Source organism: Sphingomonas rhizophila (assembly GCF_014396585.1).
GTDB lineage: Bacteria > Pseudomonadota > Alphaproteobacteria > Sphingomonadales > Sphingomonadaceae > Sphingomicrobium > Sphingomicrobium rhizophilum.
The window spans coordinates 1,001,125-1,014,701 of sequence record NZ_CP060717.1; the positions used below are offsets into that span (position 1 = coordinate 1,001,125).

A 13,577-nucleotide genomic window follows, 5' to 3' on the forward strand; every position below is an offset into this window, starting at 1 on the left:
CATGTAAAGAATTATTGGACCCTTGCGTGCCGTTCCGGTTCGCTTCGTCCCCGATGCTGCCCGACTCAACGAAAACCACGTAAGGTCAACGACTTGCGATCGCATCCCGAACTCAATCGCGACTCTATTCTGGCGGCTAGCAAGCGCATCGCCGGTTGCGTGAAGCGCACACCATTGCTGGAATGTCACATCGATGGCGCGCGCATCTGGCTCAAGTGCGAATCCCTCCAGACCGGTGGCGCGTTCAAGCTGCGCGGGGCGACCAACCGGCTGCTGCAATTGTCGGAGGAGGATCGCGCACGCGGGGTGGTCGCATTCTCATCCGGCAATCACGCGCAAGGGGTCGCGATTGCCGCGAAGCGTCTCGACATGCGGGCGACCATCGTCATGCCGGCGGATGCCCCAGCCCTGAAAGTCGAGGGAACGCGCGCGCAGGGTGCCGACATCGTGTTCTATGACAGGCGAAGCGAGAGCCGCGAGGAAATCGCCGCGAGGATCGCCGCAGAGCAGGGTTCGACGGTCGTTCCGAGCTTCGACGATGTCGACATCATCACCGGGCAAGGGACGGCGGGAGTCGAAATCGACGAGCAGTCCGGCGGCGGCGCGGTGACGCACATCGTTGTGCCCTGCGGGGGCGGTGGGCTGGCGGCGGGGCTGGCACTGGCGTTACCGGATGCGGCGATCACGATCGTCGAACCGGAGGGATGGGACGACATGGGCCGATCGCTCGCGCTTGGACAGATCGTTCCTGTCGAGCCAGATGCGCCCTCCACGCTGTGCGACGCGCTTCAGACGCCCCGGGTATCGCCGCTCACCTTCGGCGTGCTCCAGTCGGCGGGCGCCACAGCCGTTTCGGTCAACGATAGCGAGGCAAAGAGGGCCATCGGGTGGGCGTGGCGCGAGCATGGCCTTACCCTTGAAGCAGGCGGCGCGGTCGCCCTGGCCGCAGTCCTCACCGGAAAGGTGCGCGCGGCGGACGGCATGGTCATCCTGCTATCGGGCGGAAACATCGACCCGGCGCTTCACGCCAAGATAATAGCTGGGGTCTAGGCGACCGTCCGGTATTCGCCGGGCGAGACGCGGGCCGGCGAGTTGCGTTCGACCGCGCGCGTCAACTCTTCCAACTCGGCTGCGAGCGTCTGGAGCTCGGCGGCGAGGGCCTTGGGGTCGAGTTCGGCAAGATTGGCCGACGCGTCGAGAAGCGTGTCCAGCATCATGGCGATGCACGGCAGTATCGTTTCCTCGATCCGCTCGAACGCCTCGTCGAGGCGCGCCTGCTGTTGTTCGACGCTGGTCATCCAGACATGCATAGGGCAGGCCAAGTTAAGTCTTCGTGAAAGGGTTCGCCGTGTCGACCATCGCTTCCGCCGCGCTCGCCATCGCCATGATCGCGGCGTTCCTGTTGGTCATTGGCGGCATGACGCTCGTCCGCACGCCAGCGACGCGCAAGAATGGCGTCCTGATGATGGTCGCGGCGGCAGTTCTGATCGGGAACGTCCTGATCTGGACGCTTTAGTTATCAGGATCGATGTCGAAGTGAAGGACGTCCTCGCGGCGCCCTAGCTTTGAGTAGAGCGAGATCGCCGGATCGTCGCCATGGTCGGCCTGAACGAACATTACATATCCGCCGGCGTCGCGAGCGATTTCTCCGAGCGAGCGGATAAGGGCCGTCGCGATACCCCGACGACGCCATTCCTCGCGAACGGCGAGATCGTAAATGTAATATTCGCTGCGCCGTTGCTCGAACTTGTCGAGCCGGTAAGCGCAGAGGGCGCCAACCGCCTGTTCGTCATCAAATGCGCCCAAAGCGACGAAGCTATCCCGTTCCAGGAGTTTCGTGAGGTAAGCGTCATCGGGCGGCGCCGTTTCGTAGGCGGCAGGGTCGTCGAATACCTCAGCGAACAGCGCGTTGAGGTCGCGCATCGCGGCGACATCGTTCGGGCCCAAGCGCCGAACGGTCGCCGCAGTTTCGCTCATCGGATTGGGCAGCTCGGGTCGAGGCGGTAGTCGAGATATTTGTCGACGCTGCCCATCAGCAGATCCATTTCATTGGCGAAGAAATGGTTGGCACCCGGAATGGTGTCATGGGCGATGGTGATGTGACGCTGGGTGCGGAGCTTCTCGACGAGTTTCTGGACGGCGCCCGGGGTCACCACTTCATCCTCTTCGCCCTGGATGATGATGCCCGAGGCCGGGCAGGGGGCGAGGAAGCTGAAGTCGTACATGTTGGCGGGCGGCGCGATCGAGATAAAGCCGCGGATTTCGGGGCGGCGCATCAGGAGCTGCATTCCGATCCAGGCGCCGAAGCTGACACCGGCGACCCAGGTCTGCTGCGCTTCGGGATGGATCTGCTGCACCCAATCGAGCGCGGAGGCGGCGTCGCTGAGCTCGCCGATACCGTTGTCGAACGTGCCTTGGCTGCGGCCAACGCCGCGAAAGTTGAAGCGCAGGACCGCAAAGCCGCGCTGGACGAAGTCCTTGTAGAGCAGCTGCACGATCTTGTTGTTCATCGTGCCGCCGGCCTGCGGATGGCTGTGCAGGATGAGCGCGACCGGCGCGCGCGGCGGCGCAGGGCTGAAACGGCCTTCGAGGCGACCTTCGGGTCCGGGGAAAATCACTTCAGGCATGGGCGGCTGGCTCGGTCACAAAGAGGATCGCGCGGCAGGTGCGCCGCGACGGCGGCTCCTATATAGGGGTGAGCCTCGCTCTGGCAATCATTGGGATTCTCGCGTTTTTCATGGCCCGGATTTACCTCGATCATGCTGCGACCACCCCGCTTCTCCCTGTCGCCCGTGAAGCGATGAGCCGCGGCTTCGATGCCTGGGCCAACCCCAGCTCGCCACACGGCGAGGGCGGGCGGCGCGCGCCCTGCTGGAGGAAGCGCGGGAAACCCTGAAAGATGCGCTGGGTTGGCGTCATGACGTCATCTTTACGTCTGGAGCCAGCGAAGCGGTCGAGATCGCCGCTGCCCGCGCCCGGATCGCCGGCCGTGCCCACGGAGCGACCGAACATCCGATCGTGCCGCACGCGATGGGCGCGGCGTCCCGCAAGCTTAAGGTGGGCAGAGACGGGCTGATCGACGAAGACGTGCTGGACGCCGTCCTTCGCGAAGGCCCGGCGCTGGTGGCGATCCAGCAGGTCAACAACGAGACCGGGATCCTCCAGCCGCTCGACCGGCTGGCGCCGCGCATCCGCGAGGCGGGATCGCTGCTGCTCGCCGATTGCGCGCAGAGTGCGGGGAAAGTGCCGCTGCCCGGCGCGGATTTCATCGCCCTTTCGGCCCACAAACTGGGCGGACCGCCCGGCGTCGGGGCACTGTTGGTCAGGGATTTGTCCACGCTCGACGCAGTGGGGGGCAGGAGCGCGGTTATCGGCGGGGGACCCAGGACGCGCCCAGCGCGCTAGCCTTTGCAGCGGCGGTCGCGGCGAAACCCTACGATTTGCAGTGGCTTGGCAAGCTTCGCTCGGAGCTCGAGGACGGTGTGAGGGCGGGTGGCGGCGTGATCATCGGCGTTGAAAGCCCACGCTTGGCGACGATCGGGGCGGTCGCCTTGCCAGGGGCGAGCAACTCCTCCCTGCTGGTCCAGTTCGATTTGGCGGGGATCGCGGTCTCCGCCGGCAGCGCCTGTTCGTCAGGCAAGATGCAGCGGAGCGAGGTGCTTGAAGCGATGCACGTCGCGCCGGAAATTGCCGCAGGTGTCCTTAGGGTCAGCTTCGGCCCGGCGACCTGCCGGGCCGACGTCGATGTCTTCCTGGCAGAGTGGAAGCGCATAGCGGACCGGGCGCGTCAGGCGGCATGATCTACCTCGATTACCAAGCGACGACACCGCTGGCGCCGCAGGTCAAGGCCGCGATGGCACCTTGGGTCGATCATTTCGCCAATCCGCACAGCCCCTCGAAGTGGGGCCGGGAGGCGGCGGCGGCGATCGAACTGGCGCGCGACCGGATCCTCAGCGCCGTCGGCCTTGACGAAGGGCGGTTCGCGTTCACCGGCGGAGCGACGGAGGCAATCAACTGGGCGATCAAGGGAACATTTGAACGATCTGAACGGCGCAAGCTGGTGACGATCGCGACGGAACATGCGGCAGTGCTCGACACCGCAGCCTGGCTGGAATCTCGCGGGATCCTGGTCACGTACGTGCCGGTCGGCCCGGACGGGATCGTCGACCTGGAGGCTGCGCGCTACGCCATCGATGACCGGACTGCGCTGGTGGCGGGGATGCTGGTCAATAACGAAATTGGCGTGATCCATCCGGTCGACGAACTCGCCGCGCTGGCCCACGACGTCGGTGCGCTGTTCCTTTGCGATGCGGTGCAGGGCTTCGGTCGTGCCGCTTTGCCGGAAGCGGCCGACCTCATCGCCCTGTCGGCTCACAAGATTCATGGGCCGAAGGCGGTCGGCGGCCTGTGGATGCGCAAAAAAGCCGAGCCGTTTCCGCTGCTCCACGGGGGCGGGCAAGAGCTTGGCATGCGGTCGGGCACACTTTCGCCAGCGCTGTGCGCCGGTTTCGGCGAAGCGGCGCGCGTGGCGATGGATCGGGTCGAGGAGGATCATCTGCATGTCGAGCGGCTGTTCCGGGTCGCCGTCGAGGAACTCGGTCCGCAGTGGACGGTGAATGGCAGCATCGACCGGCGCTATCGCGGCAATCTCAACATCTGCCGCGACGGCCTCGATGCGGCACGACTGATGGGGGACCTCCGCACGATCGCTTTCTCGTTGGGGTCGGCCTGCGCAAGCGGGTCCGGCCGGCCGAGCCATGTGCTCCGCGCGCTGGGGCTCAGCGACCGGCAGGCACGCGGGTCGATCCGGCTTGGGTTCGGGCGCTACACGCGAGAAGGGGAGTTGTTGTCGGCGTGTCGGGCCATCGCCGAGGCGGCCAAGGCGCAGGCGGAGTGGGCGGCGTGACCCTTGTTCGCTTCTGTAAGTTCGACGGCACTCTCGACCGCGAAGTCGAGGCGGCAACCGGCTCGATCCTGCTCGACGTGGCGCAGGCCAATGGCCAGCCGCTGGAAGGTAGCTGTGAAGGCGCGATGGCCTGTTCGACCTGTCACGTCATCGTCGACAAGGATGATTTCGAGCGGTTGCCGGCCGCGAGCGAGGAGGAAGACGACCTGCTCGACCTCGCCGCGCACGTCACCAGAACGTCGCGGCTGGCGTGCCAGTTGGTGCTGACGGCCGACCTCGATCGCCTAACCGTCCGGATCCCGCCGAGCGCATATAATTTGGACCGCTGACCATGGAAGAATTCCAGTCATTTTATGACGTCGAAATCGGTGAGCTCTTAGAGGATCCCTCGGCTTTCAGACACGTCGAAGCCGCCGCCTTGGTCTCACGAAGAGACGTCGCTGGTTCGAACTGTCCGGCAAGCATGGGGGAAGAGTTTTGAGCGTTTGACTGGCAAGGAACTTGGGACTCTGATGTCGCAGGGCGTGGGCCTGCGTGAACTTGCTGAGACGGCGGTGAGACTCAGCGCAAGTTACCCCAATGCGGAATTCGCATACTATCCGGGCGACTTGACGTCGACGATTCTCAAGAAAGCTGAAGAGTTTCAACGGCACTCACCAAGCTTCGCGCTCTGGCTCGATTCCGACTTCTCCATACTTCTGGAAGAGAATGACAAATTGGTCGGCGACGAGAGACGTTTTTCAGACGCTTTGGTTTGGGTCCGATCCAACTTAGCTAGCTAGTTGCCATTTAGCTTGGGCATCGCCATATGCCGCCCCGGAAGTCGGTGGGCGGGGTTGTCGCCAACCTGGTCAGGTCCGGAAGGAAGCAGCCACAACGATTTCGCCCCGGGTCATCGGCTTCCACCGCACAAGGCGCACAAGATTTGCGCCGCAAATCTCGAGACGCCGAATGTGCCGGCCAGCGGGCAACGCCCGACCAACGTCACGGATTGTTCCGTGACGGCGGCGGAGGCCGGATTTACTCCGTGACGGCCTTGAAGCGCCTCCCTACACTGCCCGGCAATGTCCGATTCCCCTGAACCGTCCGAAGAACCCGGCCTCGGCCTCGACCTGCCCGAGGTCGCACCGCCGGCTGCTGTGACCGCTTCGCCATACCGAGTTCTTGCCCGCAAATACCGGCCGCAGACCTTCTCCGAGCTGATCGGCCAGGACGCGATGGTGACGACGCTGGGCAATGCCATCGCCCGCGGCCGCATCGCCCATGCTTTCCTGCTGACCGGCGTCCGCGGGGTGGGGAAGACCTCGACGGCTCGCCTGGTCGCCAAGGCGCTCAATTGCATCGGCCCGGACGGGAAGGGTGGTCCGACGATCGACCCGTGCGGCGTGTGCGAGCCGTGCCGGGCAATTGCCGAGGGTCGGCACATCGACGTGATCGAGATGGACGCCGCATCGCACACTGGTGTGGATGACGTTCGCGAGATCATCGAGGCTGTTCGTTACGCCGCCGTATCCGCTCGCTACAAGATTTACATCATCGACGAAGTTCACATGCTTTCGAAGAGCGCTTTCAACGCTTTGTTGAAAACACTTGAGGAGCCGCCTGAGCATGTGAAGTTCCTGTTTGCGACGACCGAGGTCAACAAGGTCCCGGTAACCGTGCTGTCGCGGTGCCAGCGGTTCGACTTGCGCCGCATTTCTTCCGACAAGCTCGCCGCGCATTTCGCGCACGTCGCCCGAGCGGAAGGGGTCGACGTGGAGGATGAGGCCCTTCAGGTCATCGCCCGGGCGGCCGAAGGGTCGGCACGCGACGGCCTGTCGATCCTCGACCAGGCCATTGCCCATGGCCAGGGTCAGGTTTCGGCGGCCGATGTTCGCCAGATGCTGGGACTGGCCGATCGTGGACGAATCCGCCGGCTGCTGGACGCGGTGCTGGCGGCCGATGTGGCGACGACCTTGGGCCAACTCGACGAGGCTCACTCACTTGGAGTCGATCCGTCGGCGTTGCTCCGCGGTCTGATGGAATCGCTCCATGCGGTGACCCGGTCGAAGGCCGGCGCAGCCGCCGACTTCCTCCAGTCGCAGGAAGAGCGGGACGCCGCGGTTACGATGGCCGATCGGTTGAGCTGGGGCGCGATCCACCGCCTTTGGCAGTTGTTGCTAAAAGGTCTCAACGAGGTCAGCCAGGCGCCTGACCCGCATGAGGCGGCAACGATGGCCTTGCTGCGCCTGATCCACGCGGCCGAACTGCCTGATCCCGGGATGATCTTGCAGCGGCTGGCCGACGGCGCTGGCGCTGCGATTGCTGCTCCGGCAGGTCCGGCAGCGAACGCGCGCGCGTCTGCAGGCCCGGCCGTTAGCCTTCCGGAGAACTTCCCGGCGCTGATTGACGCGATCGAGGCAGGCGGCAAGGCGCTGCTCGGCGTCCAGCTTCGCAACCAGGTCGGATTGGTGCGGTTCTCGGAGACCGAGCTGGTGCTAAAACCGCTAAAGCCGCTCGGTCCCGATTTCGTTCGCGAACTGACCGCTGCCGCCAAGGCTGCGACCGGCGGCGCGTGGGCGGTCCGGCTGACGGACGAGGCCGGGGAACCCTCCTTGCACGAACAGGAAGCGATCGCCGAACAGCGGATGCGTGCCGCGGTTCTTGAAGAGCCGGGCGTTCGCGACTTGATCGCGGCCTTCCCCGACGCCATCCTTGAAGACATCCATCCGGAAAGACAAAGCAATGCCCAGCCTTGATGAGATCATGCAGATGGCTCAGGCCGCTCAGGCCGAGCTGCAGAAAGCCCAGGACAATCTCGATAACGTCGAGGTCGAAGGTGCGTCTGGCGGTGGTCTGGTCAAAATCCGCACCACTGCCAAGGGGCGAATCCTTAGCGTTGCAATTGATGACAGCTTGCTGGTCCCAGCTGAAAAGGCGATGCTGGAAGACCTGATCGTTGCTGCCTTCAACGACGCTCGCGCCAAGGCCGACGTAGCGGCGAACAGCGAGATGCAGAAGATGACGTCGGGCCTGCCACTGCCGCCCGGCTTCAAGATGCCCTTTTAAGGGTAACCGGCCGTTCACTTAAATCGATTGCACAAATTCCAAAGGTGAATGACACTCCCGATGGTTGACCGTTGGGGGCGTCAATGATCTTGGGAGCAATGCAGGACTGGCCGCTGCGCGTGATGCGCCTCGTCGACCATGCCGAACGCGAGCACGGTGACGGCGAAATCGTCAGCGCCTGGGCCGACGGGTCGGTGACCCGCACCAACTGGCGCGACCTGATCCGTGACTCGCGCCGGATGGCGCAGGCCCTGGAACGGCTGGGAATGAAGCCCGGCGACCGCATCGCGACACTGGCGATGAATCACAGCCGCCACCTCGCCGCGTGGTACGGCGCGATCGGGATGGGTGGCATTCTCCATACCATCAATCCGCGGCTGTTCGACGAGCAGCTTGCCTATATCGCCAACCATGCGGAGGACCGCGTCCTCCTTTACGACCGCGCCTTCACGCCGATCGTCGAGCGGATGAAGCCGCATTGGACGACGATCGAGCATTATATCTGCTTCGATCCCGCCAACGGAAAGCATGGGTTCCCTGACTGGATAGCGGCGGAAAGTGGCGATTACGTCTGGTTCGAAGGCGACGAACGCGACCCGTGCGGGCTTTGCTACACGAGCGGCACGACCGGCAATCCGAAGGGCGTTCTGTACGAGCATCGGTCCACCATGCTCCACACCATGGCCGAGGCATCGCCCGACATCTTCAACCTGTCGAAGCGGGCGACTGTCCTGCCGATCGTCCCGATGTTCCATGCCAATGCCTGGGGCGTCCCGTGGGCGGCGCCGATGGTCGGTTGCAAGCTGGTGCTGTCGGCGGACTATCGGCCGGACACGATGTGCAACCTGTTCCGCTCCGAAAGGGTGACGCATTCGGCCGGTGTTCCCACGATCTGGCTGACGATGATCGAACATATCGAGCGCACCGGAGAGGAGCTTGGCGACCTTAAATATGTGACGATAGGCGGCTCGGCTGCACCGCGTGCGATGATCCGCTGGTTCCTTCAGCGCGGTATCGATATTTGCCACGCCTGGGGCATGACCGAGACTTCGCCGATTGGAACCTGCGGCGCCCATCCTCGCGGATGGGAGGGGATGAGCGAGGAAGAACAGGTCGAATATACTGCGCGCCAGGGCAGGGTGCCGTTCGGGGTTGAGCTTCGGATTGTCGACGACGAAGGCAGGGTCCTGCCGCGCGACGGCGTGTCATCGGGCCGGCTTCAGGCGCGCGGGCCATGGATCGTCAAACGCTATTTCAAGGCGGGGGAGGATGCGACCGAGGACGGCCAGTGGTTCGACACCGGCGATGTCGCCATGATCCATCCTGACGGTTCGATGCAGATCACCGACCGATCCAAGGACGTCATCAAGTCCGGCGGCGAATGGATCAGTTCGATCGACCTTGAGAATGCCGCGGTCGGGTGCGACGGCGTCGCCGAGGCGGCCGCGATCGGCATTGCCCATGCCAAGTGGGACGAGCGTCCGCTGCTGGTCGTGGTTCGCTCTCCGGGAAGCGACGTCAGTGCCGACCAGATCCGTGATCATCTGAGCGGGTGCGTGGCCAAATGGTGGCTTCCGGATGCAATCGAGTTTGTCGAAGAATTGCCGCACACCGCGACCGGCAAACTCAGCAAGCGCACCCTGCGCGACCAGTTCCGCGATTATCGATTCGCGGACGACATCGGCATGACCGGGCGCGGCTAGCGGGCTGGCCGCGATTGCACTGGGGCGCTTGAACGCCTATCTGGCCGCCAAGCCTCAAAGCTACCCCATCCTCGATCGGAGCATTGCGACCCCATGGCCGCCCAATACAGCTATGTGATGAAGGGTCTGACCAAGACCTTCCCCGGCGCACCCAAGCCGGTCCTTAACGGCATCCACCTGCAATTCTATCCCGATGCCAAGATCGGCATCGTGGGCCCCAACGGCACCGGCAAGTCGACCCTGATGAAGATCATGGCCGGCCGCGACACCGAATTTTCGGGCGAAGCATGGGCCGGCGAGGGGATCACCGTCGGATACCTGGAGCAAGAGCCTGAGCTGGATCCCAGCAAGACCGTGATGGAAAATGTTCGCGACGGCGTGAAACCGGTCGCCGACCTAGTCGATCGCTTCAACGAGATCAGCGCGCTGATGTGCGAGGAAGGCGCGGATTTCGACGCGCTGGGCGCGGAAATGGGCGAGCTTCAGGAAAAGATCGACGCGGTCGACGGCTGGACACTCGACAACCAGCTCGAGATCGCGATGGACGCGCTTCGCTGCCCGCCCGGCGATAGCCCGGTCACCAACCTGTCGGGCGGTGAAAAACGCCGCGTCGCGCTGACCAAGCTGCTGCTACAGAAGCCCAGCATTTTGCTGCTCGACGAGCCTACCAACCACCTCGACGCGGAAAGCGTCCAGTGGCTGGAAAAGCATCTGGTCGATTATCCGGGCAACGTCATCCTCGTCACCCACGACCGCTACTTCCTCGACAATGTCGTGAATTGGATCCTCGAACTCGATCGCGGAAAATACTTCGTCTACGAGGGCAATTATTCGACCTACCTCGACAAGAAGGCGAAGCGGCTGGAGCAGGAAAGCCGCGAGGACGAAGGCCGCCAGAAGCAGATCAAGGAAGAGCTGGAGTGGATCCGGCAGTCGCCGAAGGCGCGCCAGACCAAGTCCAAGGCGCGTATCAAGGCGTTCGACGCGCTGGTCGAAGCGTCCGAGAAGCGGACCGTCGGCAAGGCGCAGATCGTTATCCAGGTGCCGGAGCGGCTGGGCGGCAACGTCATCGAGGCGCAGGGCCTGACCAAGGCGTACGGCGACAAGCTGCTGTTCGAGGACCTCTCGTTCAACCTGCCGCCGGGCGGGATCGTCGGCGTGATCGGTCCGAACGGCGCCGGCAAGTCGACCCTGTTCAAGCTGATCACCGGCCAGGAAACGCCCGATGGCGGGTCGATCAAGATCGGTGAGACGGTCCGCCTCGGCTTCGTCGACCAGAGCCGCGACGACCTCGACCCCAAGAAGAACGTTTGGGAAGAGGTCAGCGGCGGTCACGAACTGATGACCATCGGCAAGCAGGAAATGCAGACCCGCGCCTATGTCGGTGCGTTCAACTTCAAGGGCGTCGACCAGCAAAAGAAGGTTGGCCAGCTGTCGGGCGGCGAACGCAACCGGGTCCACCTCGCGAAGATGCTGAAGGAGGGTGGCAACGTCCTGCTACTCGACGAACCGACCAACGACCTTGACGTCGAGACGCTGCGCGCGCTCGAGGAAGCGCTGGAGAATTTCGCCGGTTGCGCCGTGGTGATCAGCCACGACCGCTTCTTCCTCGACCGCCTGGCGACTCACATCCTGGCGTTCGAGGGAGACAGCCACGTAGAATGGTTCGAAGGCAACTTCGAGGCGTACGAGGAAGACAAACGTCGCCGCATGGGTCCGGAAGCCGACCGTCCGCATCGGATGACGTACAAGAAGCTGACCCGTTAGGGTGACGTTGCCGCCTTGGGGCCGTCGCCCGCGGCCCCGCTGACCATCCGCTTATCAGGGATCGACCGGGAGGAGTCAGCCTTAGTGCGAGAAGAGGGGCGACCGTATCGTCAGTCTTCTCGCTCTATCCTCAAACTGCATGCTGATCCAGACTCGATCGCAGTGAGGACTTAGCGCTCATCCGCGATCATCCGGCCGCTCTCATAATAGCCGTCCGGGCCGTCGGCGATCCGCTTGCGGCGAAGGGCCTCGTCGACGCTCCAGGGACCGGGGCCGGCGAAGACAATGTAAAGGAACACGAAGCAGAACAGTACGGCTGCTTCGCCTCTGTTGATGACCGGAAAGATGCTGTCGGGCGCATGGATCATCCAATAAGCGATGGCCATCTCGCCGGAGAGCAGGAACGCCACTGGGCGCGACAGCAATCCGAACAGCAGCAGAAACCCGCCGACGAGCTCCAGCATGCCCGCGATCCAGAACAGGGTCCAAGGCGGCGGGAAACTCATCGACGTCTCGGGCCATCCCAATATCTTCGATGTACCGTGAACCAGGAAAAGTAGCGCGGTCACGATCCTCAGGATGGAAAGGAACTGGGGCCGGTAATCATCGGCCCAGGCGCCAATTGGATTGTCCATCGTCCTCTCCCTCGAAAGGCCACCCCGGACGAGTCTTTTATCATGAATCAGTCTGCAAAGCGAAGCAGGCCGGACGTGCCAGCCTGCTTTCGCAAATCAGGGACGCTTAGAGCTGGACCGTTGCCTGATGGTCGTCCTGATGCTCCTTGCCCGGGTCGATGTTGAACATCATCTTCAAGGCAGCCGCTTTCAGCGTAGCGAATTGGCTGGCCTCCCACACATCGGCCTTCTCTGCGTCGAAACGGATCAACTGCAGGTCGGGGTCGTCCTTGCCGTCCTTGTACCAGCTTCCGATGATCGGGTTCCACAAACGGTCGATGACGGCCCGGTCGTCCGACGGCGATAGCGTCCCGTGGATATGGGCGAACATGTCATGGCCCTTGCTGGCGAAGGCGGCGACGGCGCGTGCGGAGCGTTGGATGTCCTGGCCGATCCCGTCGGTTTTGGAGCCGAAGAAGTAAATTGTCGGCTCACCCCGGTCGTCCGCGCCGCGGTCGACCAGAGCGGTCATGGGCCGGGTGCGGTCGTCTTCCCCGCCTTTAAGGCCGAGCATGACGGTGCGATCGCTCTTGAGGCTATCCCAGAATTTGTCACGCAGTTTGGTTTCGGGGGCTTCCTTCTCGAACATCGCGAATCTCCTGATGGGTTCGCTCCGAAACGGGGAAGGGGCGCGGCGGTTCCTTGACGGTTAGCGCAGGCGCTTGACGACCAGGCGGCCATCGACGCCGGTTTTCACATCGAAATTCGGTACGGCCTTGATCAGGTCGCTAAGCCGCGTAAACCCGTAATTGCGCACCGCGAAGCTCGACACCGCCTTGGCGCGCTGGCCCATCTCGCTCAGCGAGGCGTAGCCCTCTTCGTCGCGCTTGGAAGCCTTGAACGCAGCGCCGAGCACCTGCAGCAACTCGGCGTCGACTGCCCGCCCTCCCTCCGGGGTCGGGGGCGCTTCGAGAGCCTCCTCCTTGTCGTTCTTGAGCGCCGCGACGTCGAAGAAGCGCGTGCAGGCCTGCTGGAAGCTCATCGGGGTCTTCGCTGTGCCGAATCCGTAGACGGGCAGGCCGTCTTCGCGAATGCGTTGGGCGAGTGGCAGGAAGTCCGAATCGCTGCTCATGATACCGAACCCATCGACATGACCGCGGTACAGGAGGTCCATCGCGTCGATCGTCATGCGCATGTCGGTCGCACTCTTGCCCTTGATGACGTCGAACTGCTGCATCGGGACGATCGAGTGCATGCCCGTGATGTTGCCCCAGCCCTTGAGACTGGTCTTCGCCCAGTTACCGTAGGCGCGGCGAATGTTGATCGTCCCCAGTTCGCCGAGCACGAGCAGGACCTCGTCGAGATGTTCGGGCGAAGCGTTGTCGGCATCGATCAGCAGGGCAATGTTGAGCTCGTGCTCACTCGCCTCATGACGGTCAGTCATCGGGCAAAAACTCCGTTTCGTCGCCTACTATCGCATCGGGGGCGGAACGAAACCGCCTTTCGTTCGATAAAGGCAATGCAGGGGTGGGGAAGCGT

Annotated in this window: 15 protein-coding genes, 1 other RNA gene and 1 pseudogene; 11 read left to right on the plus strand and 6 right to left on the minus strand. The window is 63.6% G+C overall.

Annotation, left to right across the window (positions count from 1 at the left end; translation table 11 throughout):
- The first annotated feature begins 93 nt into the window (after positions 1–93).
- Positions 94–1,050, plus strand: a complete 957-nt coding sequence (locus H9L12_RS04875) for a threonine ammonia-lyase (protein ID WP_246450620.1) — start codon at positions 94–96, stop codon at positions 1,048–1,050.
- On the opposite strand, the gene H9L12_RS04880 is transcribed toward H9L12_RS04875, so the two are convergent.
- The gene (locus H9L12_RS04880; protein WP_187542856.1) at positions 1,047–1,298 is read right to left on the minus strand and encodes a hypothetical protein; all 252 of its coding nucleotides are present in this window, start codon (positions 1,296–1,298) and stop codon (positions 1,047–1,049) included. The genes H9L12_RS04875 and H9L12_RS04880 overlap by 4 nt on opposite strands.
- Positions 1,299–1,348: 50 nt before the next feature.
- Here H9L12_RS04880 and H9L12_RS04885 point away from each other — a divergent pair, with 50 nt between their 5' ends.
- Complete coding sequence (locus H9L12_RS04885) at positions 1,349–1,516, plus strand: hypothetical protein (protein ID WP_187543313.1); 168 nt, start codon at positions 1,349–1,351, stop codon at positions 1,514–1,516.
- Here the strand turns inward: H9L12_RS04885 and H9L12_RS04890 are convergent.
- Positions 1,513–1,977: an AAC(3)-I family aminoglycoside N-acetyltransferase gene (locus H9L12_RS04890; RefSeq protein ID WP_187542857.1), complete on the minus strand. Its 465-nt coding sequence runs from the start codon at positions 1,975–1,977 to the stop codon at positions 1,513–1,515. The two genes, H9L12_RS04885 and H9L12_RS04890, sit on opposite strands and share 4 nt — an antisense overlap.
- Complete coding sequence (locus tag H9L12_RS04895) at positions 1,974–2,627, minus strand: alpha/beta hydrolase (RefSeq protein WP_187542858.1); 654 nt, start codon at positions 2,625–2,627, stop codon at positions 1,974–1,976. The genes H9L12_RS04890 and H9L12_RS04895 overlap by 4 nt, the downstream gene beginning before the upstream one ends.
- Before the next feature lie 110 nt (positions 2,628–2,737).
- Between H9L12_RS04895 and H9L12_RS04900 the strand changes: the two are divergent.
- From H9L12_RS04900 to ettA, 9 genes and pseudogenes are all read left to right on the plus strand, one after another.
- Positions 2,738–3,800, plus strand: a pseudogene (locus tag H9L12_RS04900) (cysteine desulfurase family protein).
- Positions 3,797–4,906, plus strand: a complete 1,110-nt coding sequence (locus tag H9L12_RS04905; protein WP_187542859.1) for a cysteine desulfurase family protein — start codon at positions 3,797–3,799, stop codon at positions 4,904–4,906. Before H9L12_RS04900 ends, H9L12_RS04905 begins: the two are co-directional and overlap by 4 nt.
- Positions 4,903–5,235 (plus strand): 2Fe-2S iron-sulfur cluster-binding protein, encoded by a 333-nt coding sequence (locus H9L12_RS04910; protein ID WP_246450622.1) that lies wholly within the window; start codon positions 4,903–4,905, stop codon positions 5,233–5,235. Before H9L12_RS04905 ends, H9L12_RS04910 begins: the two co-directional genes overlap by 4 nt.
- A 183-nt stretch (positions 5,236–5,418) precedes the next feature.
- Positions 5,419–5,688: a hypothetical protein gene (locus H9L12_RS04915; protein ID WP_187542861.1), complete on the plus strand. Its 270-nt coding sequence runs from the start codon at positions 5,419–5,421 to the stop codon at positions 5,686–5,688.
- Positions 5,689–5,721: 33 nt separating this feature from the next.
- Positions 5,722–5,816, plus strand: an RNA gene (gene ffs / locus H9L12_RS04920) — signal recognition particle sRNA small type.
- A 154-nt stretch (positions 5,817–5,970) separates the two neighbouring features.
- Positions 5,971–7,644 (plus strand): DNA polymerase III subunit gamma/tau, encoded by a 1,674-nt coding sequence (locus H9L12_RS04925; protein ID WP_187542862.1) that lies wholly within the window; start codon positions 5,971–5,973, stop codon positions 7,642–7,644.
- Entirely contained in the window at positions 7,631–7,954 is a 324-nt protein-coding gene (locus H9L12_RS04930; RefSeq protein WP_187542863.1) for a YbaB/EbfC family nucleoid-associated protein, read from the plus strand. The genes H9L12_RS04925 and H9L12_RS04930 overlap by 14 nt, the downstream gene beginning before the upstream one ends.
- Before the next feature lie 83 nt (positions 7,955–8,037).
- Complete coding sequence (locus H9L12_RS04935; protein WP_246450624.1) at positions 8,038–9,657, plus strand: long-chain fatty acid--CoA ligase; 1,620 nt, start codon at positions 8,038–8,040, stop codon at positions 9,655–9,657.
- Positions 9,658–9,750: 93 nt separating this feature from the next.
- Complete coding sequence (ettA, locus tag H9L12_RS04940) at positions 9,751–11,424, plus strand: energy-dependent translational throttle protein EttA (RefSeq protein WP_187542864.1); 1,674 nt, start codon at positions 9,751–9,753, stop codon at positions 11,422–11,424.
- A gap of 170 nt (positions 11,425–11,594) precedes the next feature.
- On the opposite strand, the gene H9L12_RS04945 is transcribed toward ettA, so the two are convergent.
- The 3 genes from H9L12_RS04945 to H9L12_RS04955 form a co-directional block, all read right to left on the minus strand.
- Positions 11,595–12,059 carry a DoxX family protein gene (locus H9L12_RS04945; protein ID WP_187542865.1) on the minus strand — a complete coding sequence of 155 codons (465 nt, stop codon included), beginning with the start codon at positions 12,057–12,059 and terminating at the stop codon, positions 11,595–11,597.
- 106 nt (positions 12,060–12,165) lie between these two features.
- Complete coding sequence (locus H9L12_RS04950; RefSeq protein WP_187542866.1) at positions 12,166–12,687, minus strand: pyridoxamine 5'-phosphate oxidase family protein; 522 nt, start codon at positions 12,685–12,687, stop codon at positions 12,166–12,168.
- 60 nt (positions 12,688–12,747) lie between these two features.
- A complete protein-coding gene (locus H9L12_RS04955; RefSeq protein ID WP_187542867.1) occupies positions 12,748–13,482 on the minus strand; it encodes an NYN domain-containing protein in 735 nt (244 codons plus the stop codon).
- Positions 13,483–13,577 lie beyond the last annotated feature (95 nt).